Origin of the sequence: Pseudomonas sp. p99-361 (genome assembly GCF_003935475.1) — a bacterium.
GTDB classification, from domain to species: domain Bacteria; phylum Pseudomonadota; class Gammaproteobacteria; order Pseudomonadales; family Pseudomonadaceae; genus Aquipseudomonas; species Aquipseudomonas juntendi.
In genome coordinates, this window is sequence record NZ_RHQO01000071.1 from 1 (window position 1) to 23,412 (window position 23,412).

Genomic DNA, 23,412 nt, shown 5'->3' on the forward strand with positions numbered 1-23,412 from the left:
CCCAGCATTCTCAGCGCTGATGAATTGCTGGGGCCGCTTCGCAGCCCTTTCGCGACACAAGGCCGCTCCTACAGGGGGGCCAGTCCCGTCTCTAGATAGACGGTGCGATCAGAAGTCCTTGCACAGGCGCAAGGCGTCGTAGATCGCCGCATGCACGTTGCGCTGGGCCACGCAGTCACCGATGCGGTACAGCAGGTAGCCTTCGCCCGGCTGGCTGAGGATCGGCTGTGGCTTGATGGCGAACAGCGCCTCCACGTCGATCTGGCCTTTGTTGCGCGAACCTTCCTTCAGCGCGTAATACAGCTGCTCGTCAGGGCGCACGCCGTTTTCCACCACCACCTGGTCAACCACGCGCTCTTCCTTGGCGCCGGTGTACTCGTTCTCCAGCACCGCCACCAGCTTGTCGCCTTCGCGGTAGACCTTTTCCAGCATCATGTCGCCGGTCATGATCACTTCTTTCGGGTACATGCTGCGGTAGTAGGTCGGGAAGGTAGTACCGCCCATGGCCACGCCCGGCTTGATGTCGTCGGTGACGATCTCGACCTGGCTGCCCTTGTCGGCGATGAAGTCGGCCACCGACATGCCGGTGAACTCGCAGATGGTGTCGTACACCAGTACGTTCTTGCCCGGCGCAACTTTGCCGTCGAGTACGTCCCAGCTGCTGACCACCAGCCCTTCGGCGGCGCCCCAGTGTTCGTTCTGCTCAAGGAACGAGTGGCCACCTACCGCCAGCACGATCACGTCCGGGCGCAGGTCCTGGATCGTCGCCACGTCGGCGGCGGTGCCCAGGCGCAAGTCGACCTTCAGGCGCGCCAGTTCCAGTTGGTACCAGCGGGTGATACCGGCAATCTGGTCACGTTGCGGTGCCTTGGCGGCGATGGTGATCTGCCCGCCGATCTGGTCCTTCTTCTCGAACAGGGTCACATCGTGGCCTCGCTCGGCGGCCACGCGGGCCGCTTCCATGCCCGCCGGGCCGGCACCTACCACCACCACCTTGCGCTTCACGCCAGTGGTCTTCTCGATGATGTGCGGCACGCCCATGTATTCACGGGAGGTGGCGGCGTTCTGGATGCACAGCACATCCAGGCCCTGGTACTGGCGGTCGATGCAGTAGTTGGCACCGACGCACTGCTTGATCTGATCGATCTGGCCCATCTTGATCTTGGCGATCAGGTGCGGGTCGGCCATGTGCGCACGGGTCATGCCGACCATGTCCACGTAGCCGCCTTCGAGAATGCGCGTGGCCTGGTTCGGGTCCTTGATGTTCTGTGCGTGCAGCACGGGTACCTTGACCACTTCCTTGATACCGGCCGCCAGGTGCAGGAACGGCTCTGGCGGGTAGCTCATGTTCGGGATGACGTTGGCCAGGGTGTTGTGGGTGTCGCAACCCGAGCCGACCACACCGATGAAGTCCAGCATGCCGGTCGCGTCGTAGTAGGCCGCGATCTGCTTCATGTCTTCGTGGCTGAGGCCATCGGGGTGGAACTCGTCGCCACAGATACGCATGCCCACGCAGAAATCGTCACCGACTTCGGCGCGCACAGCCTTCAGCACTTCCAGGCCGAACTTCATGCGGCCCTCGAATGTGCCGCCCCATTCGTCGGTACGCTTGTTGACCCGCGGGCTCCAGAACTGGTCGATCATGTGCTGGTGCACTGCCGACAGCTCGACACCGTCCAGGCCGCCCTCTTTGGCGCGACGCGCGGCCTGGGCGTAGTTACCGATCACCCGCCAGATCTCTTCCACCTCGATGGTCTTGCAGGTGGCGCGGTGCACCGGTTCGCGAATACCCGAAGGCGACATCAGGGTCGGCCAGTTGAAGCCGTCCCAACGCGAGCGACGGCCCATGTGGGTAATCTGGATCATGATCTTGGCCCCATGCTTGTGCATGGCGTCGGCCAGGTTCTGGAAGTGCGGGATGATGCGGTCGGTGGAAAGGTTGACCGATGCCCACCATTCCTGGGGGCTGTCGATGGCCACCACCGACGAACCGCCGCAGATCGCCAGGCCGATACCGCCCTTGGCCTTTTCCTCGTAATACTTCACATAGCGGTCGGTCGTCATGCCGCCGTCAGTGGCGTAGACCTCGGCGTGCGCGGTGCTGAGCACGCGGTTGCGGATGGTCAGTTTGCCGATCTGGATCGGCTGGAACATTGCTTCGAATGCCATGACGCTATCTCCGGCTTACAACGGCTTTGTAACGAACAGGCCATCTTCGTGGCCTTCTTCCGACCCGCCATAGACCTGTTCGGCCACAGTGCGGATAGCGCTGCCGCGGGCAGCGAGAATCTGGTCCATGGCGCCGGCAAACCAGCCGGTGAACATGTAGTCGACCTTGCGGCCGCACTTGCCATAGACGTATACGAACGCAGAGTGCTTGAGCTTGACGCTGCAGGTGCCTTTATCCAGGTCGATGTCCTGGATCTCGAACAGGCCCCAGCCACGCTGGCTCAGGCGCTTCATGTAATGCTCGAACACCGCCACGCCTTCCAGGCCATGGCACTCGGCTTCTTTTTCACACCAGTGCCAGGCGGACTTGTAGCCGGCCTTGTAGAGAATCTCGGCGTACTTGTCGGCGCCCAGTACCTCTTCGATACCCATGTGGTTGTTGACGAAGAAATGGCGCGGCACGTACAGCATCGGCAGGGCGTCGCTGGTCCAGACACCGGTCTCGCTGTCGACTTCGATTGGCAATTGCGGGGCGATTTTGGCCATGGAAACTCAACTCCATAAAAATTTTTGTTTGGGTGCCCCGGCGTTGCTGGCAGGGGCATTCAGGCTTGGAGAGCGGCTTATTCGCCCCACACGTCCTTGAGGACGTTGACCCAGTTCTCGCCCATGATCTTGCGCACCACGCGCTCGGAGTGGCCGCGCTTGAGCAAGGTTTCGGTGAGGTTGGGGAATTCACCCACGGTACGGATACCCAGCGGGTTGATGATCTTGCCGAAGTTGGTCAGGCGCCGGGCGTAACCCTTGTCGTGGGTCAGGTACTCGAAAAAGTCCTGGCCGTGGCCTTGGGTAAAGTCGGTACCGATGCCGATCGCGTCTTCACCCACGATGTTCATGGTGTACTCGATGGCTTCGGCGTAGTCGTCGATGGTCGAATCGATACCCTTGGCCAGGAACGGGGCGAACATGGTCACGCCAACGAAGCCGCCGTGGTCGGCGATGAACTTCAGCTCGGCGTCGGACTTGTTGCGCGGGTGCTCCTTGAGGCCCGATGGCAGGCAGTGCGAGTAGCACACCGGCTTTTTCGATTCGAGAATGACTTCTTCGGAGGTTTTGGAGCCGACGTGGGACAGGTCGCACATGATGCCGACGCGGTTCATTTCGGCGACGATCTCGCGACCAAAGCCCGACAGGCCGCCGTCGCGCTCGTAGCAACCGGTGCCCACCAGGTTCTGGGTGTTGTAGCACATCTGCACGATGCCAACGCCCAGCTGCTTGAACACGTCGACGTAGGCGATCTGGTCTTCGAAGGCGTGGGCGTTCTGGAAGCCGAAGAGAATGCCGGTCTTGCCCAGTTCCTTGGCCTTGCGGATGTCGGCGGTAGTGCGCACCGGCATTACCAGGTCGCTGTTGTCGCGGATCAGCTTCTGGCTGGCGGCGATCTGGTCGACGGTTGCCTTGAACCCTTCCCACACCGATACCGTGCAGTTGGCCGCAGTGAGCCCGCCTTTGCGCATGTCCTCGAACAGCTCGCGGTTCCACTTGGCAATGATCAGGCCGTCAATGACGATACTGTCGGCGTGAAGTTCGGCTGGGCTCATCAGGCTGTCCCCTTTTATCGAATGGGTTGGCGCCAAACCTTGTGCCGGCGCTTTGGGGCCAGCATATGCCTGTGCCCAAAGGCGCCCCGATGCAAAAACGACAGGGGGTTTGCCGAAAGCGTCAATGCGCGACAACAGGGCATCTGGCGCGCGGGCTGGCGATGCGAGACAGTCTCGACAACGGCATTTGCGGCCACTTCATGAACATTTGGTCAGGTAGCTACCACCAGAGCGCAGGCTGAGCGAGAATCCCTGCGATTCGACAGCCAGGTGAGGAGAAAAAGGATGAAATCAATGGCATGGCTGGCGCTGCTGGCCGTTGTGAGCGGGGCCCAGGCCAGCGAGGAAGAAAGCACACCTTGCGACAATGTGGAAACCGACCAGCAAACCTTCGCCTGCGCAGCATTCAACAAGCAGGTCGCCGAGCGTGAGCTGCAGTCGGCCTACGACGAACTCGCCGCACGCATGCGTGACCAGTTCGGCGACGAAGCCGGCCTGATGTCGCGAATAGAGGCAGCCGAGCAACTCTGGCGTCAACTGCGTGATGCAGACTGCAAGGTCGAAACCCACGCTGAACAGCCAGGCAGCAAGGCCTACCAGACTGCCTGGAACAGCTGCATTGCACAGCGCAGCGATGAGCGGGCGGAATACCTGCGCGGCCTGGGCCTGCAAGACGGTGACGAGCCAGCCCCCGAAGATTGATCAGCACCAGAGAAGGACCAACGCCCGAGGAACAACATGCCGCTGATGCCCCCTGCGTCGTTGCTCGATAGTGCCCTCAGACCACGTGCTCAGCATGTGTGTCTTGAAATTCAAAACTATCAAGGAATTACAAAGTGGCTGACATCAAAGTTGAAATGGAAAAAATCCGCAAAGAGGGCCAGGAGCGCGTTGCCGCTACCGGCCAGACCATCTGCGTTTTCGCTGACAATGTGCCTGCCGACGTTGCACAAGACATCCTGTCCGGCCTGGGCTTGATGACCGCACTGGCCAACAAGAAGTTCGACAAGGAAACCCAGCAGCGCGAGTGGTACAACTTCTACAACGATGGCCTGATCAAATTCGGCTGGACCATGACAGGTGCTGCACATGCCGAAGATGCCATCGATGAGGACAACCTGACCCTGGCAGAACTGATCACCAAGTCCGTCACCATCAGTGTTTCCGCGGACCCTCGTCGCGCCGCCTGCGCCAAGCGTGCTCTGCAAGTTGTCGTGCAGAAGCCGGAAGTCAAGGCACACCTGGAAAAGCACAGCCATAGCGAATCCGGCAAATCGAGCAACTTCGTGGTAGCCCAGTGCGAAATGACGCCACAAGGCCTGCCCGCCATGCACATGACCAGCTTCCAGGCCAGCTACGACTCGAAAATCGAGCGTGAGGGCGCCCTGACCCGCAAGGTCGACAAAACTTCTACCCGTGTCTACCGCGCGTCGCAACAAGGCACGTTCAGCGTTCGTCACTTCGACGCTGCGCGGGAACTTGTGAACGAGAAAATCAAAAACGACCTCGGCGAGTTTTTCGCTAGCTGATGAGCGAGGCCGGGTACCAGAAAGCGCTGGTACCCGGTTCTGGTCATGTGCAGCCATCGAGGAACAATGCCACGTGAGCGATACAAGCCTGGACACCCGAATATTCGAGGAGCGGCTAAGCATCAAGCCTGCACCCTGGCTGACACTCGAGACATGGGAAGATTTGCAGCTCTGCCTGCGTCATTCACAAGCATTGGCCAATGAAAGCTACTCGATGGAGACCCAGCCTCGGCAATGGTTCGCGCTCGCCCTCGCCACCTTGAAATCATTGAAATTCACCCTGTGTGAACATACACACAAAACCATTGTGTATGAGCCGCACCTGCTTGCGCTAAGCGATGTATACAATGGCTTTCTACCGCCACCGCGGGCAAAAGGGCCTTGGTTCAAAAGCCTGGAAGAAAATATTCAAAACGCCCTGCAGTCGGCGGGGGCACGTAAATTCACCATCATGAACGCTTCTTCACATCTAAGTATCGAAATGGACCATGAAGGTGACCAGGTTCCGGTGGCGATCCTGTTTTATACCTACTGCGTTACCGACCCGGTCGAGCCCACCCGAAAGTTGAACCTGATATTCGACCATCTGGGTGCACGCTTCAATGCAGAAGGTTTTGCCCCGCTTCGCCAGGACCTGCAAGCGAGCAACCGGGAAAAACTGAGGGCAATTCTTGAGCGCGAGCTTGAGTGAAGCTCATTTGGGTCCGCCCGGCCGACGTTCCTCCCGCGGGCACCGTCCAAACTTCAGCTTGTAGCGCCGCGTAAAATACGATGGAAGTTCAAACCCGCACGCAATGCTGACCTGGGTCACCGACATGTCGGTCTGGGCCAACAGCTGACGCGCCTTGTCCAGCCGTAACGCGAGATAGAAACTGCTGGGTGTGGTATCCAGGTGTATGCGAAACAACCGCTCCAGTTGACGCCTCGTGACCTTGATCGCGGCTGCCAGATCCAGCGTGGTCAGTGGTGGCTCGAAGTGTTTTTCCATTTCGCCAATGGCATGGATCAGCTTCTTGTTACTGATGCCGTAACGCGCGCCGATCTGCATGCGCTGATGGTCCTGGCGCTGACGGATACGCCCCAGCACGAACTGCTCGGACACTTTGACCGCCAGTTCGCTGCCATGAGCCTGGGCAATCAAGTACAGCATCAGATCGATCGAGGCCGTTCCGCCTGCGCAGGTGATGCGGCTGCGGTCAATCTCGAACAGCTCCTGGGTGGCCTGAAGACCTGGATAGCGTTCCTTGAAGGCCTCCAGCGCCTCCCAATGCAACGTCGCCCGGTAGCCCTCGAGCAGCCCCGCCTCGGCCAACACCATCGCACCGGTGTCGATACCCCCAAGCATGACAGCGTCATGGTTGAGCCGGCGCAGCGCATGCAGCAGTTTGGGCGCGACATGGGCAAGTGGCTCGAACCCCGCAACCACCAGCAGGATGTCGGGCGGCTCGCCCTCCCCCAGAGCGGCATCGGCATTGATGGACATGCCACTGCTCGCCAGCACCGCCTCACCGTTCAGGCTCAGCACCTGCCACCGGTACAACGGCCCGCCAAAACGATTGGCTACCCGCAGTGGTTCCACCGCAGAAATGAACCCCATGGCGGAAAAACCGGGCACCAACAGAAAGGCAATCGTCTCCATCATCCCCCTCCACAGAAACTGGTCGCCCAGGTGCTAATTCCTGTCGCTAGCGTGCGCTTGGGCAAGATGGCGCCAGCGTAGCGTATTCACACGGCCCAGAGAGACCGAACCCCATAACAATATGCACTGCCGATGGAGAGCCACCATGCACAGCTTGATCCGCCGCAGCCTGTTGACCCTTGCCCTGAGCAGCATCGCCACTTCCCCACTGTTGGCCGCCGAACCCGCGGCCTGCAAGAACGTCCGCCTGGGCGTGGTCAACTGGACCGACGTCATTGCCACCAGCGCCATGGCTCAGGTGCTGCTCGATGGCCTGGGCTACCAGACCAAACAGACCAGCGCTTCGCAGCAGATCATTTTTGCCGGCATCCGCGACAAGCGCCTGGACATGTTCCTGGGTTACTGGAACCCGATCATGACCCAGACCATCACCCCGTTCGTCGACGCCGGGCAGGTCAAGGTGCTCGACAAGCCAAGCCTGGAAGACGCCCGCGCCACCCTCGCCGTGCCGAAGTACCTGTATGACAAGGGCCTGAAAACCTTTGCCGATATCCACAAGTTCGAAAAGGAACTGGGCGGCAAGATCTATGGCATCGAGCCAGGCTCGGGGGCCAATACGCAGATCAAGGCCATGATCACCAAGAACCAGTTTGGCCTGGGCAAATTCCAGCTGGTCGAGTCCAGCGAAGCGGGCATGCTCGCCGCGGTCGACCGCGCCGTGCGGCGCAAGGAAGCCGTGGTGTTCTTCGGCTGGGCACCGCACCCGATGAACGTGAACATCGACATGGCCTACCTGGGTGACAGCCAGGACGCCCTCGGCCCCGACGAAGGCCGTGCCACGGTGTGGACGGTGACCGCGCCGGACTACGCCGAACGCTGCCCCAACGCCAACCGCCTGCTGGGCAACCTGAAATTCAGCGCCGAGGACGAGAGCCGCATGATGCAGCCGCTGCTCGACCACAAGGACGCGCTGGAGTCGGCCCGCCAGTGGCTGAAAGACCACCCCGAAGACAAGGCGCGCTGGCTGGAAGGGGTGACCACCTTCGATGGCAAGCCGGCGGCGGACAACCTCAAGCTTACCGCCAACTGACAGGGCCTCTTCGCGGCTGAACCTGCTCCCACAGGGCATACCTGGGCAGGGCCATCACGGTCCCCTGTGGGTGCGGGCTTGCCCGCGAAAAAGGCCAGCACATCCACCACAAGGAACCGCACCATGAACCACGACGTCATCATCACCTGCGCCCTTACCGGTGCCGGCGACACTGCCTCGAAAAGCCACCTTGTCCCCGTCACCCCCCGGCAAATCGCCGACGCTGCCGTAGAGGCTGCCAAGGCGGGCGCCACCGTGGTCCACTGCCACGTGCGCGACCCGCAAACCGGCCGCTTCAGCCGTGACGTGGCGCTGTACCGCGAAGTCATGGAGCGCATTCGTGAAGCCGACGTGGACATCATCGTCAACCTCACCGCCGGCATGGGGGGTGACCTGGAAATCGGCCCGGGTGAAACGCCACTGGAGTTCGGCGCCGGCACCGATCTGATCGGCCCGCTGGAGCGCCTGGCCCACGTGGAAGCGTTGTTGCCGGAAATCTGCACCCTCGACTGCGGCACCCTCAACTTTGGCGACGGCAACTCGATCTACGTGTCCACCCCTGCGCAACTGCGCGCCGGGGCCAAGCGCATCACCGAACTGGGCGTGAAGGCGGAACTGGAAATCTTCGACACCGGCCACCTGTGGTTCGCCAAGCAAATGATGAAGGAAGGCCTGCTGGACGACCCTCTGTTCCAGCTATGCCTGGGCATCCCGTGGGGCGCGCCGGCCGACACCACCACCATGAAAGCCATGGTCGACAACCTGCCGGCCAATATTACCTGGGCGGGTTTCGGCATCGGCCGCATGCAGATGCCGATGGCAGCGCAGGCCGTGTTGCTGGGCGGCAACGTGCGGGTGGGGCTGGAAGACAACCTGTACCTGGACCGTGGCGTGCTGGCCAGCAATGGCCAGCTGGTCGAACGGGCGGTGGAGATCATCTCGCGCCTTGGCGCCCGTGTACTGACCCCGGCCGAGGGCCGGGAAAAAATGAACCTCAAGCGCCGCTGATCCCGCCCGCTCCCACAAGGACTGGCGCCAATCCTGAGCATTCTTTTAGCCCGAGGACTCGATATGCCCTTCATTACCGATATCAAGATCTTCGCCGCGCTGGGTAGCGGCGTGATCGGCAGCGGCTGGGTTGCCCGCGCCCTGGCCCACGGCCTGGACGTGATCGCCTGGGACCCTGCACCTGGCGCGGAGCCGGCGCTGCGCAAGCGTATTGCCAATGCCTGGCCAGCGCTTGAGAAGCAGGGGCTGGCGCCCGGCGCGTCACAAGCCCGCCTGAAGTTCGTCGCCACCATCGAGGAATGCGTACGCGATGCCGATTTCATTCAGGAAAGCGCGCCAGAGCGGCTGGACCTGAAGCTCGACTTGCACGCAAAAATAAGCGCCGCGGCCAAGCCCGAGGCCATTATCGGTTCCAGCACTTCCGGCCTGCTGCCCAGCGAGTTCTACGAGTCTGCCACGCACCCCGAGCGCTGCGTGGTGGGCCACCCGTTCAACCCGGTGTACCTGCTGCCGCTGGTGGAAATCGTCGGTGGCAAACGTACCGCGCCCGAAGCCATCGAGGCGGCGAAGGTCATCTATACCGCCCTGGGCATGCGCCCGCTGCACGTGCGCAAGGAAGTGCCTGGTTTCATTGCCGACCGCCTGCTCGAAGCACTCTGGCGCGAGGCCCTGCACCTGGTGAACGACGGCGTGGCGACCACCGGTGAAATCGACGACGCAATCCGCTTTGGCGCCGGCCTGCGCTGGTCGTTCATGGGCACCTTCCTCACCTACACCCTGGCCGGTGGCGATGCAGGCATGCGCCACTTCATGTCACAGTTCGGCCCGGCGCTAAAACTGCCGTGGACCTACCTGCCCGCACCGGAACTGACCGACAAACTGATTGACGATGTGGTGGACGGCACCTCGGCGCAACTGGGTGAACGCAGCATTGCCGCACTGGAACGCTATCGTGATGACACCCTGCTTGCAGTGCTTGAAGCCGTAAAGAGCAGCAAGCAAACGCACGGCATGTCGTTCGGCGAATGAGGAGCCCACAATGCCCGCACTGATCACCTACCGCACCCCAGTCCAGGAGGACTGGGTGGACTACAACGGGCACCTGCGCGATGCCTTCTACCTGCTGATTTTCAGTTACGCCACCGATGCGCTGATGGAGCGCATCGGCCTGGATGCCGACAGCCGAGGGCAGAGTGGGCATTCGCTGTTCACCCTGGAGGCGCACATCAACTACCTGCATGAGGTGAAGCTTGGCACCGAGGTGTGGGTGCAGACGCAGATCGTCGGTTTTGATCAAAAGCGCCTACACATCTACCACAGCCTGCATAGGAAGGGATTCGACGGAGTATTGGCGGCTAGCGAGCAGATGCTGCTGCACGTCGACCTGGCAGGGCCTAAAGCCGCACCGTTCAGCCCAATAAGCATTCAGATACTCCAAGAGCTGCTCCATGACCAACACGACCAGGCGGCAGCTTCCTTCGTAGGCCGCCAAATCACGTTATCTTGAACGGCAGCAGCTGCCAAACCAGCGCAGACGGGTTACTAATTGATTTCGTCTGCACTGGTACGACCTCCAAGCAGCGGGTACCCAACCTGGGCTATTGCATGCCGAAGGAGACGCGGTGCACTGAGCCGTTCATGTAACCACCTCCTGCACGAGTGCGAACAAGTCCTGGCGGCAAGCCACTGCCCTCGTCCCAATTTCTGATCTGGAAGTTGCCCTTATAGCTACCTGTGAAGCAAAGACTTCGACGGTCGTCGGCGTTAAGGAAACAAAGCTTGGTATTAGCCCCGGGGAAAGCATACACCTTCGCGGAGCGTGATTTTCCGCCGGCTACTACGTCGCATCCTGGATAATCTGAAACATTGGCCACCTTGCCTTGGTACAGGCGAAACGTACAGGTATCACCTTGATAGTCTGCGAGAGAATAAAGTTTAATAGTTACGGAAGTGTCCAGAGTGTACACGATGTTTCGAACTTTTCCGATCAACGGTTCATGACCAGGAAGGCTTTCTCGCCCCAGCCCATCAGGCAATGTGCCTGATGCATCAAGGTCCGCCACCTGAAAGTTGCCCGTGTAAGACCCGCGGTAACAGGCATAGTCAAAATCGGTGGCGTAGAAACACAACCTCATTCCAGCTTTGAAGTTCTTAACTTTAACCGAATGTACTTCATTGCAGTTGGGGCGTATGTCATTGGGGAGAAACTCTAGGCTGCAATGGCGCCCAGAAAAATTTTTTTCGGGGTAAAATTCCAACTCCATAGGTGGCGCAAGCGGCACGGGATAGAAATTCTCTACCGTTTCCCTGCTTTCGTTAAAGAGGCGCGCGACATCATGATGTGCCTCAGTCCCAAGAGGAATGCCCTGATACGTCAGCCGAGGGTTTGAGTGGTACGCAACGCCCGGGCACGTTGGCGAGCAGCCGTACGACATCTGCGTGCGGAACCTGGGCGATCCTGTATATCGATAGCCGTACTTATAGGGCGGATGGCCCTCTTCATCGTCTCCCCCCCAGTTATGGTCGGCGCCCAAGTTATGACCTAGTTCGTGAGCAAGCGCGTCGGTACAACTAATGACCGAGTGAGCCTGGGCTTTACTCGACGCAATCCAGGCCTTACCGCATAGCGCAGTCGCTGCAGAATACATTGAAACCATATCCGCTCCCAACGCTTCTCTCCTGCGCAAGACATTCCCCGCGAACGGTTGGGCTAGACGGATATCATTCAGTTGCTGTTTGTAATCTCTTCCGGTTTCGTCGTAAGGCTCATCAAAAAAGCCGGCCAGTTCATATGTGATCTGCACGTCACTGTTTTTCATGTACTGGTTAGCATTGAAAAGCGCCAGGGCGAGTTCAAGCCGATAGTAGGGGCTTTTGGCCCTTCGTTGATTAGTGGCCAGAAACATCACGCGTATTGTGCTGTGCGCGGACTGCGGAACTTTCCCTTGGGTTTCATCGAGCGCCTGCCCTGCTGGATCGACGAGGGGTTCGCCTTCCGCAGGAAGCTTGGATTCATCAACCTTGATCAGCACATACTGACCCGAGCCGATTGAATCCAGCCGATAACGCTGCCCTTCGACAATTACGCGGCCCGCCAACTTGTCACCCTCACGCACCAAAGAGAGGTAGTAAAGCGGATCGTTTTCGATCTCCGAAGCAGATGCTGCATGGGCCGCTTTCCATGCCGACGGCTTGTAGCCCACCCAACCGTCAATACCCGGTGTGATGGTGGTGAAATCGCGTAAATGAAACTGCGCGGTTTTACCGTCCGGTAAGCTCACCGCCAAATCCTGCGTTTGCTGGCTGATAAGTGCCGGGTTGATCTTCACCAGCGTAAACTCTGCGTTCGCAGGGTCGGCCAGCAATGTGGCCAGGTTGCCGCTAGCCGTGTCTAGCAGGCCCTTGCGCGTAGGGGTGGGTTCTAGGGTGAACAGTTGGGCTGGGGTACTTGTGGCTGCAGTGACGGTGGGACCAGAAGACGAACAGCCCCCAAAAAACATCACTGTTGAAGCCAGCAGGATCCTGTTCCAGATTGCCGTTTTCACATTGCCGCTCCTGAGGATATTCATCACCCTCAGCAGATCATTACCCCAGCTTTACTGTCACCTGACAGAAATGCCAGGTGGATGGATGTGCAGGAACACACAGTTGGTTTAAAACAAAAAAATAACCCCGGAAAGCCGTGAGCATCCGGGGCCAAGAGCGAGCAACATCCACTGTGCATGAACGAGGGTGACCAAACCCTCTGGTACCGTGAATGGCCTCAGTGTGGGGCCTGGGAAGGCGCTGGATTTAGCCGTAAACGACCTGTTCTTAGCCATGGCAGCCATGCCGGCATTCTGTTGTTGCGGGTCTGTCGTCCGCGTCACAGAATCGGTCGTAAATCACAGCAGCACTCTCTTCGCGATAAAAGGGACAACAGCCATGATGCATGCGGATTTGATTGATCAGGACGACCTGGCAGGCCACCTGCGGGCGCGTGGGTTCGACATTCCAGCCGGGGCCACTGCCGAACAGGCCTGCGAGGCAGTGGTGCGCGGGCTGACCGAGCCCAATGCACGGGCCCTGAAGGGAATGGTGGAACAGATGTATACCGGTAGCGCGACGATTCTGCCGGCGGTACGCCAGGCCATCGACAAGCAGTTGTTGCCGGCATTGGCGCAGTTCAACAAGCGCGCCTGATTTCTCCTTACGGCCCTATCGCCGGCAAGCCAGCTCCCTCGGGGATCACACAGGTTCAAGACCTGTGCAAGACCTACGGGAGCCGGCTTGCCGGCGATGCCGTTTCAGAGCCTTACGCTGGCAAAGGTCGATTCGTTACGCGCCTGGCTCAGGGCAGCCATCGGCCCGCTGTGCGGCGACAAGGTCATGGCCTGCGGAATCGGCATCATTGCCACCTGCTGCGTGGTGTTGGAGCCCACGCGCTCATCACGCGGCGGAATGCCGAAGTACTCGCGGTAGCATTTGGAGAAGTGCGGCGTGGAGACGAAACCGCACACCGATGCCACTTCGATGATCGACATGGGTGTCTGTTTGAGCAGCTGCCGGGCGCGGATAAGGCGCAGCTTCAGGTAGTAGCGCGACGGCGAGCAGTGCAGGTACTTCTGGAACAACCGCTCGAGCTGGCGCCGCGACACCGACACATACACCGCCAACTCGTCCAGGTCGATCGGCTCTTCCAGGTTGGCTTCCATCAGCGCGACGATTTCCTGCAACTTCGGCTGGTTGGTGCCGAGCATGTGCTTGAGCGGCACGCGCTGGTGATCCTGCTCGTTGCGAATGCGCTCGTAGACGAACATTTCGGAAATGGCCGCCGACAGCTCGCGGCCGTGGTCGCGGCTGATCAGGTGCAGCATCATGTCCAGCGGCGCGGTGCCGCCAGAGCTGGTGAAGCGGTTGCGGTCGAGGGTGAACAGGCGGGTACTCATGTTGACCCGCGGGTAGGCCTCCTGCATGGCGGCCAGGCATTCCCAGTGCACGCTGCAATCAAAGCCGTCGAGCAGGCCGGCACAGGCCAAGGCCCAGCTGCCCGTGCACACGGCACCCAGGCGCCGCGACTGACGCGCCTGGGCTTGCAGCCAGGTTACGTGCTCGCGGGTCACGGTGCGCTGAATGCCTACACCGCCGCAGACGATCACGGTGTCGATCGCAGGGGCGCTGTGCATTGCCGCGTCCGGGGTAATCTGCAAACCATCGCTGGCCCACACCTGGCCGCCATCGACCGTCAGCGTGTGCCAGCGGTACAGTTCGCGGCCGGACAGCTGGTTGGCCATGCGCAGGGGCTCCACAGCCGAAGCCAGGGAAATCAGGGTGAAATTGTCCAATAGAAGAAACCCGATGGACTGGGGTGCTGTGCGGTTCTGGGACGGGGTCCCGGAGGTGTAGGACGTCATCGCGGTTTCTCCTCACACAAATGCTGGATGTGCCTCAGGCGGGCACTCATTTTCTTGTTATTGCCCCCGCCACATGCTGGGGGTGGGTGACCATTACCTACGCAAACGCCGTGCCTGAAATTGAATGGCCATCCAAAAAAACCTGAAAACGACCCCTTTGTCAGGCAACTCATAGGCTGTAGATGTGCTGGCCAAGTTGTCCCAAACAGCCGTGCTAGGCGCCGTGCGGGTAACGGCTGAGCAGTTTGGTGACACGCCGTGGGGCAGTTGCCCAGAAACGACACTGTTTAGTGTCACCGACAAGCCCCGCACTGATTACGACATCCGGCAATTGGCAGATTCGAGCGCACCATAAAGGAGCATTGGCAGGCATTTTGCGCTGCCTTGAAACTCGAGGGCCTCTTGCCGGGTTCAACCGCCAAGAGGCCCTGGGTGCCTACTGAAACATCAGCATTCGATGGCACTGACCGCCAGGCCACCGCGGGAGGTTTCCTTGTACTTGTCGTGCATGTCGGCACCGGTGTCGCGCATGGTACGGATCACCTGGTCGAGGGAAATGAAGTGCTCGCCATCGCCACGCAGGGCCATTTGCACCGCGTTGATGGCTTTTACCGCAGCAATCGCGTTGCGCTCGATGCACGGCACCTGCACCAACCCGCCCACCGGGTCGCAGGTGAGCCCCAGGTTGTGCTCCAGGGCAATTTCCGCGGCGTTTTCCAGCTGCGCCGGGGTCGCGCCCAACACTTGCGCAAGGCCGGCCGCGGCCATGGCGCAGGCAGAGCCGACCTCGCCCTGGCAGCCTACTTCGGCGCCGGAGATGGAGGCGTTCTTCTTGCACAGGATGCCGACCGCCGCAGCGCCCAGGAAGAAATCGGTAACACTGGACTCGTCTACCTCATCGCTGAAGCGCATGTAGTAGTGCAATACCGCCGGGATGATGCCCGCCGCGCCGTTGGTAGGCGCCGTCACCATGCGCCCGCCTGCGGCGTTCTCTTCGTTGACAGCCAGGGCGAACAGGTTGACCCACTCCATGGCACTCATGGTCGAGCCGATCACGTTGGGCTTGCCGATTTCCTGCAGGCTGCGGTGCAGCTTGGCGGCGCGGCGGCGCACATTGAGCCCACCGGGCAACGTGCCCTCGTATTTCAGGCCGTTGTTGACGCATTCCTGCATGGCTTGCCAGAGCTTGCGCAAGCCGGCGTGAATCTCTTCTTCACTGCGCCAGACCTTTTCGTTGGCCATCATCAATTGCGACACGCTGAGGTCGTTTTGCCTGCACAGCTGCAGCAGCTCGGCGGCGCTGTTGAAATCGTACGGCAGTACTGTCTGATCGGCATCCAGCACACCACTGGCGGCCTGCGCGGCATCCACCACAAAGCCGCCACCCACCGAGTAATAGGTGTCACGGTGCAACTCGCCCTGCTCGCCTTCGGCCACCAAGGTCATGGCGTTTGGGTGGTAGGGCAGGTTCTCGTCCAGCAACAGCATGTCGCGCGCCCACACGAACTCGACAGGCAGGCGCCCGTCCAGCTTGAGGGTATTGGTTTCGCGCAGGTCGGCGATGCGCGGCACGATCTGGGTCGGGTCAATGGCGTCTGGCCACTCGCCCATCAGCCCCATGATGGTGGCGTTGTCGGTGCCGTGGCCGACGCCGGTGGCCGACAGCGAGCCATATAGGCGCACCTCGACCCGCCGTACCCGTTCCAACTCGCCGCGCTCGCGCAGCCCTTGGACAAACAGGGCGCCAGCACGCATGGGGCCGACGGTGTGGGAGCTGGAAGGCCCGACACCGATCTTGAACAGGTCGAACACGCTGATGGCCATTACCGAATCACCTCTTGCTGGGCTTGTCTGTGCGCGCCATGCGCACGGCGGGGTAGCTGCTAGGCTCAAGCAGGGCCGCCTTGAATTGCCAGCATCATCGGGCTTTTACCGGCCGCCTCGCCGTCTGCAACCGACGCCATTTTGTCCAGCAGCGCCGCACCGGTTTTACCGGGGGAATGGGCCCGACACGCCGTTTTCCATCGGTCTGGTGACGCAAAAATGCGGGCGAGGGGTTGGAAAAATCCATAAGCGACATCGCCCATACTGGATACGACCCGTTCCGTACTGGATACGACCCTACCAGTAGGCGATTGCCCGGCGGTGGAGGATTATCGAAAGCGACTCGTAAAGCACGGCCACGCATCCTGCCCTCTGCAGGCCTGGTCGACCGGACCGTCAGAACGTTCGGCGACCCACGCGAACCCGAAGACAAAATCTCAGGAGTCCACCCATGAAAGGTACACCCTCGCTGTTGCTGGTTGCGTTGCTGTCCGCACCGTTGCTGGCTCAGGCCGCCGAGCCCGAGCAGTGCCAGACGGTCCGTTTCTCGGATGTCGGCTGGACCGACATCACGGTCACCACTGCGACCACCAGCGTTGTGCTCGAAGCACTGGGTTACAAAACCCACACCACCATGATCTCGGTACCGGTGACCTACAAGTCGCTGGCTACCGGCAAGGACCTGGACGTGTTTCTCGGCAACTGGATGCCGACCATGGAAAACGATATCAAGCAGTACCGCGACGCCGGCACTGTGGACACCGTGCGCGCCAACCTGGAAAACGCCAAGTACACCCTGGCCGTGCCCCAGGCGCTGTATGACAAGGGCCTGAAGGATTTCAGCGACATTGCCAAGTTCAAGCAGGAGCTGGGCGGCAAGATCTACGGCATCGAACCCGGCAACGATGGCAACCGCACCATCCAGAGCATGATCGACAAGAACGCCTTCGGCCTGAAAGACGCCGGCTTCAAGCTGGTGCAGTCCAGCGAGGCCGGCATGCTGTCGCAGGTCGACCGGGCGCAGAAACGTGGCGAAGCCATGGTGTTCCTGGGCTGGGAACCGCACCCGATGAACACCCGCTTCAAGATGCAGTACCTGACCGGAGGGGACGAATACTTCGGCCCCGACTTCGGCAAGGCGACCGTATACACCAACACCCGCAAAGGCTACGTGCAGGAGTGCAGCAACGTTGGCCAACTGCTGAAGAACCTGTCGTTCGAGCTCAAGGATGAAAGCACCATGATGGGCTACGTCCTGGACGACAAGATGAAGCCCGAGGCCGCTGCCAAGAAATGGCTCAAGGACAACCCAGGCAAGCTGGACACCTGGTTGGCCGGCGTGACTACCGTGGATGGCAAACCCGGCCTGGAGGCGGCCAAGGCCAAGCTGACGCAATAACGCAATTCGCCATAGCGCTACCTCGGGGCAGGACCGTGCCTGCCCCGGGTTGAGTTCAATCTATGCAGGTGGAAGCTCGCTATCATGCTTATCGATCAGAAAATACCGCTGGGTCAGTACATCGCCTCGTTCGTTGAATGGCTGACCCTGCACGGCGCGAATTACTTCGACGCCATCGCACAGGGCCTGGAATTCATGATCCACGGCGTCACCAGTGCCTTGACCTGGTTCAACCCGTTCGTCCTCACCGCCCTGTTCGCCGCCCTGGCGCACCTCATCCAGCGTAAATGGTCGCTGACCGCATTCGTCGCCCTGTCGTTCCTGTTGATTCTCAACCTGGGTTACTGGCAGGAAACCATGGAAACCCTGGCACAAGTGACCTTCGCCACCGTGGTGTGCGTGGCCATCGGTGTGCCGCTGGGCATCGTCGCCGCGCACAAACCCATGTTCTACACCGCCATGCGCCCGGTGCTCGACCTGATGCAAACGGTACCCACCTTCGTGTACCTGATCCCCACCCTGACGCTGTTCGGCCTGGGCGTGGTGCCAGGGCTGATCTCGACCGTGGTGTTCGCCATTGCCGCCCCTATCCGCCTCACCTATCTGGGCATCTGCGACGTACCGCAGGAGCTGATGGACGCCGGCAAGGCGTTTGGCTGCTCGCGCCGCCAACTGCTCACCCGTATCGAACTGCCGCATGCGATGCCCAGCATCGCCGCCGGCGTTACCCAGTGCATCATGTTGTCGCTGTCGATGGTGGTGATCGCCGCCCTGGTCGGCGCTGACGGCCTGGGCAAACCTGTGGTCAACGCACTGAACACCGCCGATATTTCCCTGGGCTTCGAAGCGGGCCTGGCGATCGTGCTGCTGGCGATCATGCTCGACCGTATCTGCAAGCAACCGGAACTGCCGGTAAGGGGTGAAGCATGAGCATCATTCGTTTCGAAGACGTCGACGTCATTTTCTCCAACAAGCCACGCGAGGCGCTGGCACTGCTGGACAAAGGCCAGACTCGCGAGCAGATCCTCAAGCAGACCGGCCTGGTGGTGGGCGTCGAAAAAGCCAACCTGGACATCCAGAAGGGCGAGATCTGCGTGTTGATGGGCCTGTCCGGTTCGGGCAAGTCGAGCCTGCTGCGCTGCATCAACGGCCTGAACACCGTCAGCCGCGGCAAGCTGTTTGTCGAACATGAAGGCAAGCACATCGACATCGCCCACTGCACCCCGGCCGAGCTGAAAATGATGCGCACCAAGCGCATTGCCATGGTGTTCCAGAAGTTCGCCCTGATGCCCTGGCTGACGGTACGCGAGAACATCAGCTTTGGCCTGGAAATGCAGGGCCGGCCAGAAAAGGAACGGCGCAAGCTGGTCGACGAGAAGCTTGAGCTGGTGGGCCTGACCCAGTGGCGCAACAAGAAGCCGGACGAACTGTCGGGCGGCATGCAGCAACGCGTTGGCCTGGCCCGCGCGCTGGCGATGGACGCCGACATCCTGCTGATGGACGAACCCTTCTCAGCACTGGACCCGCTGATCCGCCAGGGCTTGCAGGACGAACTGCTGGGCCTGCAGGCCAAGCTGAGCAAGACCATCGTGTTCGTCAGCCATGACCTGGACGAGGCGTTGAAGCTGGGTAGCCGTATCGCGATCATGAAAGATGGCCGGATCATCCAGTACAGCAAGCCGGAAGAAATCGTGCTAAACCCGGCCGACGAGTACGTGCGTACCTTCGTCGCCCACACCAACCCGCTAAACGTACTTTGCGGCCGCAGCCTGATGCGCAGCCTGGACAACTGCAAACGGGTCAATGGTTCGGTGTGCCTCGACCCGAGCGGCGACTCGTGGCTGGACCTGGGCGAAGGCAACTCGATCAAGCGCGCACGCCAAGGGCAAAACGGCCTGGAGATGCAGCAATGGGCGCCGGGGCAGTCGGTGGAAGGCCTGGGGCGTCGGCCGACGTTGGTGCATGCGGACATCGGCATGCGTGAAGCGCTGCAGATTCGCTACCACACCGGCAACAAGCTGGTGCTGCAGGAGAACGACAAACTGGTGGGGATTCTGGGGGATACCGAGCTGTATCACGCACTGCTTGGCAAGAACCACGGGTGATGCAATTGGGGCCGCGCTGCGGCCCTTTCGCGGGCACGCCCGCTCCCACAGTGTAGGAGCGGGCGTACCCGCGAAGGGCTGCCAAGCAGCCCCACTCAATGTTTCAGCGAACGACGATCCCGCGCGCTGCCATGTAGGCCTTGGCCTCCGGCACCGTGTACTCGCCAAAGTGGAAGATGCTGGCCGCCAGCACCGCGCTGGCATGCCCTTGCACAATACCGTCAGCCAGGTGCTGCAGGTTACCCACCCCGCCCGAGGCAATCACTGGAATACCCAGCGCATCGCTGATGGCCCGGGTAACCCCCAGGTCGAAGCCGCTCTTCATGCCGTCCTGGTCCATGCTGGTCAGCAGGATCTCGCCGGCACCCAGGCCCTCCATCTTCTTCGCCCATGCCACCGCATCCAGCCCGGTCGGCTTGCGCCCACCGTGGGTGAAGATTTCCCAGCGGGGTTCTTCACCCGGCCCGGACACCTTCTTGGCGTCGATGGCCACGACAATGCACTGCGAGCCAAAACGGTCTGCCGCCTCGCCCACGAACTCCGGGTTGAACACCGCGGCGGTGTTGATCGACACCTTGTCTGCCCCGGCATTGAGCAGGTTGCGGATGTCCTGCACGGTACGCACGCCACCGCCCACGGTCAGCGGGATGAACACCTGGCTGGCCATGCGCTCGACGGTATGCAGGGTGGTATCGCGGCCATCGACGCTGGCGGTGATGTCGAGGAAAGTGATTTCGTCGGCACCCTGCTCGTTGTAGCGACGGGCAATTTCCACCGGGTCGCCGGCATCACGGATGTTCTCGAACTTGACGCCCTTGACCACCCGGCCGTTGTCCACGTCCAGGCAAGGGATGATGCGTTTAGCTAAAGCCATGGAAGCTCCTGGGGGCAGCTGCAAGCTTCAAGCGGCAAGCTGCAAGATAAAGCAGTACGCGGTCCGGCTTTTCTCTTGCAGCTTGCAGCTTGCAGCTCCTATTCAATAGTTGTCGCAGAAGGCCTGGGCCTCGGCCACGTCGAGGGTGCCTTCGTAGATGGCACGGCCGGTGATGGCGCCGATGATGCCGGGGGCCTTGGCGTCCAGCAGAGCCTTGATGTCACCCAGGTTGTGAATGCCGCCCGAGGCAATTACCGGAATCGAGGTGGCTTCGGCCAATGCCTTGGTGAATGGCACGTTGCAGCCTTGCATCATGCCGTCCTTGGCGATGTCGGTGTAGACGATCGCCGAAACGCCATCGGCCTCGAAACGCTTGGCCAGGTCGATCACCTGCACCGAGCTGACTTCGGCCCAGCCGTCGGTGGCGACGAAGCCGTCCTTGGCATCCAGGCCAACGATGACCTTGCCCGGGAAGGCCTTGCACGCCTCGGCGACGAACGCTGGCTGCTTGACCGCCTTGGTGCCGATGATCACATAGCTGACGCCAGCCTTGACGTAGTGCTCGATGGTTTCCAGCGAACGAATGCCGCCGCCGATCTGAATCGGCAGGGTGGGGTAGCGCTTGGCAATGGCAGTGACCACTTCACCGTTGACCGGCTGGCCTTCGAAGGCACCGTTCAGGTCGACCAGGTGCAGGCGGCGGCAGCCACCCTCGACCCACTTGGCGGCCATGCTCACCGGGTCGTCGGAGAATACCGTGGAGTCTTCCATACGGCCCTGGCGCAGGCGCACGCAGGCACCGTCCTTCAGATCGATAGCGGGGATAATCAGCATGCTCTTTCCTTCGTCAATTCAAGCGGCAAGTTGCAAGCGACAAGCTGCAAGCAATGCGCGTCGTGTATTCGATAGGCGATCCAGCTTCAGCTTGCAGCTTGAAGCTTGCAACTTTCAGCTTTTTTCAAGCGCCCACAGATCGCTTTCGATGCTCTCGAACCGCTCCTTGAGGTGCAGCTGAACATCGGCAATCGCCCTGTTGTAGTAATGGGGTGCAATTTCTTTGCTGAACAGCTCAAGGACCTCAGCCACCTCGAAAGACCCCAGCTCCAGCTCGAAACGGTCTTCGAGGAAGCGTTTGAGCGTAGCGAGCGCGTCGCGCTCCTGCTCAGGGGCCAGGGTGATGATCGGGGCCTTGGTCTTTGACCTGCTCATTTACCAACGCCCGTCCCAGGCGACGAAATTCTGCAGCAGCTGCAGGCCATGGGTATGGCTTTTCTCTGGGTGGAACTGCACGGCGAAGCGCGAGCCATCGGCCAGTGCGGCAGCGAAATCGACGCCGTAGTGGCCACGGCCGACCACCTGGCCCGGCTTGCCGGCATTGATGTAGTAGCTGTGCACGAAATAGAAACGTGCGCGGTCCGGAATGTCGTGCCACAGCGGGTGGTGGATGGTCTGGCTGACTTCGTTCCAGCCCATGTGCGGCACCTTCAGGTGCTCGCCGTCTTCTTGCAGGTCTTTGCCGAAGAAGCGCACCTGGCCGGGGAACAAACCGATGCAGTCGACGCCGGTGTTCTCCTCGCTGTGTTCGAGCAGTGCCTGCATACCCACGCAGATGCCCAGGAACGGCCGGTCCTGGCTGACTTCGCGCACCAGGCTGTCGAAGCCCAGGCGGCGGATTTCGGCCATGCAGTCGCGAATCGCACCTACCCCAGGGAACACCACGCGATCCGCCTCGCGGATGACCGCCGCATCACTGGTCACCAGCACTTTACCGGCACCGACGTGCTCGAGCGCCTTGGCCACCGAGTGCAGGTTGCCCATGCCATAGTCGATTACGGCTACCGTCTGCATTTACAGGCACCCTTTGGTGGACGGCATCTGGCCGGCCATGCGCTCGTCCAGGGTGACCGCCATGCGCAGGGCACGGCCGAACGCCTTGAACACGGTTTCGATCTGGTGGTGAGTGTTGTGGCCACGCAGGTTGTCGATGTGCAGGGTAACCAGGGCGTGGTTGACGAAGCCCTGGAAAAACTCCTGGAACAGGTCGACATCGAAGCCGCCGACGCTGGCCCGGGTATACGGCACATGCATTTGCAGGCCTGGGCGGCCCGAGAAGTCGATGACCACGCGCGACAGCGCTTCGTCCAGCGGCACGTAGGCGTGGCCGTAGCGGAAGATGCCCTTCTTGTCACCGATGGCCTGGGCGAATGCCATGCCCAGGGTGATGCCAACGTCTTCGACGGTATGGTGGTCGTCGATATGGGTGTCACCCTTGCACTCGATATCCAGATCGATCAGCCCGTGGCGGGCGATCTGGTCCAGCATGTGTTCCAGGAAAGGCACACCGATATCGAATCGGGCCTTGCCACTGCCATCGAGGTTGATCGAGCACTTGACCTGGGTTTCCAGGGTATTGCGCTCGACGGAAGCCTTACGTTCGACCATCACCAGCTCCGCAAAATCATTGGGCGAAAAGGGTGCCATTATAGGCTCAGAACGCGCCAGCTTGAAACGCGGATGACATATGGCAAAGCGAGCAATGACGGGGGGTTGATAGCGCTACAGGTCTATACAACCGGGTGAAGGGGGGCTGCTTTGCAGCCCATCGCGACACAAGGCTGCCCCTACAGGCCCAACCGTGTTCAAGGCCTAGGGTGGACCTGTGGGAGATTCTATGGTTCCTGGCAAGGGTAGCCGCTGCATCTTTAGTGCCTGTGAGATTGAGCGCCGCCCGCGCGGCGCATCGCGAGCTGCGCTCGCTCCTACGTTTGTTTCGGGCCAGTA

The 23,412-nt window shown here is 60.8% G+C and carries 23 protein-coding genes; 11 read left to right on the forward strand and 12 right to left on the reverse strand.

Translation table 11 applies throughout. From position 1 onward, the window contains the following. Positions 1-108: 108 nt before the first annotated feature. The 3 genes from dgcA to EGJ22_RS21985 all read right to left on the reverse strand — a co-directional run bounded on the left by dgcA (position 109) and on the right by EGJ22_RS21985 (position 3,770). Entirely contained in the window at positions 109-2,169 is a 2,061-nt protein-coding gene (dgcA, locus tag EGJ22_RS21975) for a dimethylglycine demethylation protein DgcA (protein WP_019096852.1), read from the reverse strand. Positions 2,170-2,184: 15 nt separating this feature from the next. Beyond that, on the reverse strand, positions 2,185-2,715 hold the full coding sequence (locus EGJ22_RS21980; protein WP_029886397.1) for a DUF5943 domain-containing protein: 531 nt from the start codon (positions 2,713-2,715) through the stop codon (positions 2,185-2,187). A 77-nt stretch (positions 2,716-2,792) separates the two neighbouring features. Then, on the reverse strand, positions 2,793-3,770 hold the full coding sequence (locus EGJ22_RS21985) for a dipeptidase (protein ID WP_009682902.1): 978 nt from the start codon (positions 3,768-3,770) through the stop codon (positions 2,793-2,795). A gap of 285 nt (positions 3,771-4,055) precedes the next feature. Between EGJ22_RS21985 and EGJ22_RS21995 the strand changes: the two genes are divergently transcribed. From EGJ22_RS21995 to EGJ22_RS22005, 3 genes are all read left to right on the forward strand, one after another. Next, a complete protein-coding gene (locus tag EGJ22_RS21995; RefSeq protein WP_029886398.1) occupies positions 4,056-4,472 on the forward strand; it encodes a lysozyme inhibitor LprI family protein in 417 nt (138 codons plus the stop codon). A gap of 134 nt (positions 4,473-4,606) precedes the next feature. Further along, positions 4,607-5,299 carry a hypothetical protein gene (locus EGJ22_RS22000; RefSeq protein ID WP_029886399.1) on the forward strand — a complete coding sequence of 231 codons (693 nt, stop codon included), beginning with the start codon at positions 4,607-4,609 and terminating at the stop codon, positions 5,297-5,299. Positions 5,300-5,372: 73 nt separating this feature from the next. Beyond that, positions 5,373-5,990, forward strand: a complete 618-nt coding sequence (locus EGJ22_RS22005) for a hypothetical protein (protein WP_029886400.1) — start codon at positions 5,373-5,375, stop codon at positions 5,988-5,990. Between the two features lie 3 nt (positions 5,991-5,993). Here the strand turns inward: EGJ22_RS22005 and EGJ22_RS22010 are convergent, their stop codons facing one another. Next, positions 5,994-6,941 carry a GlxA family transcriptional regulator gene (locus tag EGJ22_RS22010; RefSeq protein ID WP_029886401.1) on the reverse strand — a complete coding sequence of 316 codons (948 nt, stop codon included), beginning with the start codon at positions 6,939-6,941 and terminating at the stop codon, positions 5,994-5,996. A gap of 142 nt (positions 6,942-7,083) precedes the next feature. On the opposite strand from EGJ22_RS22010, the gene choX reads away from it, so the two are divergent. From choX to EGJ22_RS22030, 4 genes are all read left to right on the forward strand, one after another. Further along, complete coding sequence (gene choX, locus EGJ22_RS22015) at positions 7,084-8,028, forward strand: choline ABC transporter substrate-binding protein (protein ID WP_029886402.1); 945 nt, start codon at positions 7,084-7,086, stop codon at positions 8,026-8,028. Between the two features lie 123 nt (positions 8,029-8,151). Beyond that, the gene (locus tag EGJ22_RS22020; protein WP_029886403.1) at positions 8,152-9,036 is read left to right on the forward strand and encodes a 3-keto-5-aminohexanoate cleavage protein; all 885 of its coding nucleotides are present in this window, start codon (positions 8,152-8,154) and stop codon (positions 9,034-9,036) included. Between the two features lie 63 nt (positions 9,037-9,099). After that, a complete protein-coding gene (locus tag EGJ22_RS22025; RefSeq protein WP_029886404.1) occupies positions 9,100-10,065 on the forward strand; it encodes an L-carnitine dehydrogenase in 966 nt (321 codons plus the stop codon). Positions 10,066-10,075: 10 nt separating this feature from the next. Continuing rightward, on the forward strand, positions 10,076-10,543 hold the full coding sequence (locus EGJ22_RS22030) for a thioesterase family protein (RefSeq protein ID WP_029886405.1): 468 nt from the start codon (positions 10,076-10,078) through the stop codon (positions 10,541-10,543). Positions 10,544-10,634: 91 nt separating this feature from the next. On the opposite strand, the gene EGJ22_RS22035 is transcribed toward EGJ22_RS22030, so the two are convergent. Next, positions 10,635-12,581 carry a zinc-dependent metalloprotease family protein gene (locus EGJ22_RS22035; RefSeq protein WP_223809629.1) on the reverse strand — a complete coding sequence of 649 codons (1,947 nt, stop codon included), beginning with the start codon at positions 12,579-12,581 and terminating at the stop codon, positions 10,635-10,637. A gap of 379 nt (positions 12,582-12,960) precedes the next feature. Between EGJ22_RS22035 and EGJ22_RS22040 the strand changes: the two genes are divergently transcribed. Further along, complete coding sequence (locus tag EGJ22_RS22040) at positions 12,961-13,218, forward strand: hypothetical protein (RefSeq protein ID WP_009682891.1); 258 nt, start codon at positions 12,961-12,963, stop codon at positions 13,216-13,218. A gap of 104 nt (positions 13,219-13,322) precedes the next feature. Here EGJ22_RS22040 and EGJ22_RS22045 read toward each other — a convergent pair whose 3' ends face one another. Beyond that, positions 13,323-14,429: a GlxA family transcriptional regulator gene (locus EGJ22_RS22045; RefSeq protein WP_009682890.1), complete on the reverse strand. Its 1,107-nt coding sequence runs from the start codon at positions 14,427-14,429 to the stop codon at positions 13,323-13,325. A gap of 447 nt (positions 14,430-14,876) precedes the next feature. Beyond that, positions 14,877-16,253 (reverse strand): L-serine ammonia-lyase, encoded by a 1,377-nt coding sequence (locus tag EGJ22_RS22050; RefSeq protein ID WP_029886407.1) that lies wholly within the window; start codon positions 16,251-16,253, stop codon positions 14,877-14,879. A 451-nt stretch (positions 16,254-16,704) separates the two neighbouring features. Here EGJ22_RS22050 and EGJ22_RS22055 point away from each other — a divergent pair, with 451 nt between their 5' ends. The 3 genes from EGJ22_RS22055 (at position 16,705) to choV (ending at position 19,757) form a co-directional block, all read left to right on the forward strand. Then, positions 16,705-17,652 (forward strand): choline ABC transporter substrate-binding protein, encoded by a 948-nt coding sequence (locus EGJ22_RS22055; protein WP_029886408.1) that lies wholly within the window; start codon positions 16,705-16,707, stop codon positions 17,650-17,652. 81 nt (positions 17,653-17,733) lie between these two features. Continuing rightward, positions 17,734-18,582 (forward strand): choline ABC transporter permease subunit, encoded by an 849-nt coding sequence (gene choW / locus EGJ22_RS22060; protein ID WP_172828412.1) that lies wholly within the window; start codon positions 17,734-17,736, stop codon positions 18,580-18,582. Next, positions 18,579-19,757 carry a choline ABC transporter ATP-binding protein gene (gene choV, locus EGJ22_RS22065; RefSeq protein WP_009682886.1) on the forward strand — a complete coding sequence of 393 codons (1,179 nt, stop codon included), beginning with the start codon at positions 18,579-18,581 and terminating at the stop codon, positions 19,755-19,757. The genes choW and choV overlap by 4 nt, the downstream gene beginning before the upstream one ends. Before the next feature lie 103 nt (positions 19,758-19,860). On the opposite strand, the gene hisF is transcribed toward choV, so the two are convergent. The 5 genes from hisF to hisB form a co-directional block, all read right to left on the reverse strand. Next, entirely contained in the window at positions 19,861-20,631 is a 771-nt protein-coding gene (gene hisF / locus EGJ22_RS22070; protein WP_029886410.1) for an imidazole glycerol phosphate synthase subunit HisF, read from the reverse strand. A gap of 102 nt (positions 20,632-20,733) precedes the next feature. After that, complete coding sequence (gene hisA, locus EGJ22_RS22075; RefSeq protein ID WP_009682884.1) at positions 20,734-21,465, reverse strand: 1-(5-phosphoribosyl)-5-[(5-phosphoribosylamino)methylideneamino]imidazole-4-carboxamide isomerase; 732 nt, start codon at positions 21,463-21,465, stop codon at positions 20,734-20,736. 114 nt (positions 21,466-21,579) lie between these two features. Next, the gene (locus EGJ22_RS22080; protein WP_009682883.1) at positions 21,580-21,840 is read right to left on the reverse strand and encodes a DUF2164 domain-containing protein; all 261 of its coding nucleotides are present in this window, start codon (positions 21,838-21,840) and stop codon (positions 21,580-21,582) included. After that, positions 21,841-22,479 (reverse strand): imidazole glycerol phosphate synthase subunit HisH, encoded by a 639-nt coding sequence (gene hisH / locus EGJ22_RS22085; protein WP_009682882.1) that lies wholly within the window; start codon positions 22,477-22,479, stop codon positions 21,841-21,843. After that, positions 22,480-23,073 carry an imidazoleglycerol-phosphate dehydratase HisB gene (gene hisB / locus EGJ22_RS22090; RefSeq protein ID WP_009682881.1) on the reverse strand — a complete coding sequence of 198 codons (594 nt, stop codon included), beginning with the start codon at positions 23,071-23,073 and terminating at the stop codon, positions 22,480-22,482. Positions 23,074-23,412 lie beyond the last annotated feature (339 nt).

Coding starts and splice junctions, on each gene's coding strand:
- dgcA (WP_019096852.1), bottom strand. CDS start 2,169: ATGGCATTCGAAGCAATGTTCCAGCCGATCCAGATCGGCAAACTGACC.
- EGJ22_RS21980 (WP_029886397.1), bottom strand. CDS start 2,715: ATGGCCAAAATCGCCCCGCAATTGCCAATCGAAGTCGACAGCGAGACC.
- EGJ22_RS21985 (WP_009682902.1), bottom strand. CDS start 3,770: ATGAGCCCAGCCGAACTTCACGCCGACAGTATCGTCATTGACGGCCTG.
- EGJ22_RS21995 (WP_029886398.1), top strand. CDS start 4,056: ATGAAATCAATGGCATGGCTGGCGCTGCTGGCCGTTGTGAGCGGGGCC.
- EGJ22_RS22010 (WP_029886401.1), bottom strand. CDS start 6,941: ATGATGGAGACGATTGCCTTTCTGTTGGTGCCCGGTTTTTCCGCCATG.
- choX (WP_029886402.1), top strand. CDS start 7,084: ATGCACAGCTTGATCCGCCGCAGCCTGTTGACCCTTGCCCTGAGCAGC.
- EGJ22_RS22020 (WP_029886403.1), top strand. CDS start 8,152: ATGAACCACGACGTCATCATCACCTGCGCCCTTACCGGTGCCGGCGAC.
- EGJ22_RS22025 (WP_029886404.1), top strand. CDS start 9,100: ATGCCCTTCATTACCGATATCAAGATCTTCGCCGCGCTGGGTAGCGGC.
- EGJ22_RS22030 (WP_029886405.1), top strand. CDS start 10,076: ATGCCCGCACTGATCACCTACCGCACCCCAGTCCAGGAGGACTGGGTG.
- EGJ22_RS22040 (WP_009682891.1), top strand. CDS start 12,961: ATGATGCATGCGGATTTGATTGATCAGGACGACCTGGCAGGCCACCTG.
- EGJ22_RS22045 (WP_009682890.1), bottom strand. CDS start 14,429: ATGACGTCCTACACCTCCGGGACCCCGTCCCAGAACCGCACAGCACCC.
- EGJ22_RS22050 (WP_029886407.1), bottom strand. CDS start 16,253: ATGGCCATCAGCGTGTTCGACCTGTTCAAGATCGGTGTCGGGCCTTCC.
- EGJ22_RS22055 (WP_029886408.1), top strand. CDS start 16,705: ATGAAAGGTACACCCTCGCTGTTGCTGGTTGCGTTGCTGTCCGCACCG.
- choV (WP_009682886.1), top strand. CDS start 18,579: ATGAGCATCATTCGTTTCGAAGACGTCGACGTCATTTTCTCCAACAAG.
- hisF (WP_029886410.1), bottom strand. CDS start 20,631: ATGGCTTTAGCTAAACGCATCATCCCTTGCCTGGACGTGGACAACGGC.
- hisA (WP_009682884.1), bottom strand. CDS start 21,465: ATGCTGATTATCCCCGCTATCGATCTGAAGGACGGTGCCTGCGTGCGC.
- EGJ22_RS22080 (WP_009682883.1), bottom strand. CDS start 21,840: ATGAGCAGGTCAAAGACCAAGGCCCCGATCATCACCCTGGCCCCTGAG.
- hisH (WP_009682882.1), bottom strand. CDS start 22,479: ATGCAGACGGTAGCCGTAATCGACTATGGCATGGGCAACCTGCACTCG.
- hisB (WP_009682881.1), bottom strand. CDS start 23,073: ATGGTCGAACGTAAGGCTTCCGTCGAGCGCAATACCCTGGAAACCCAG.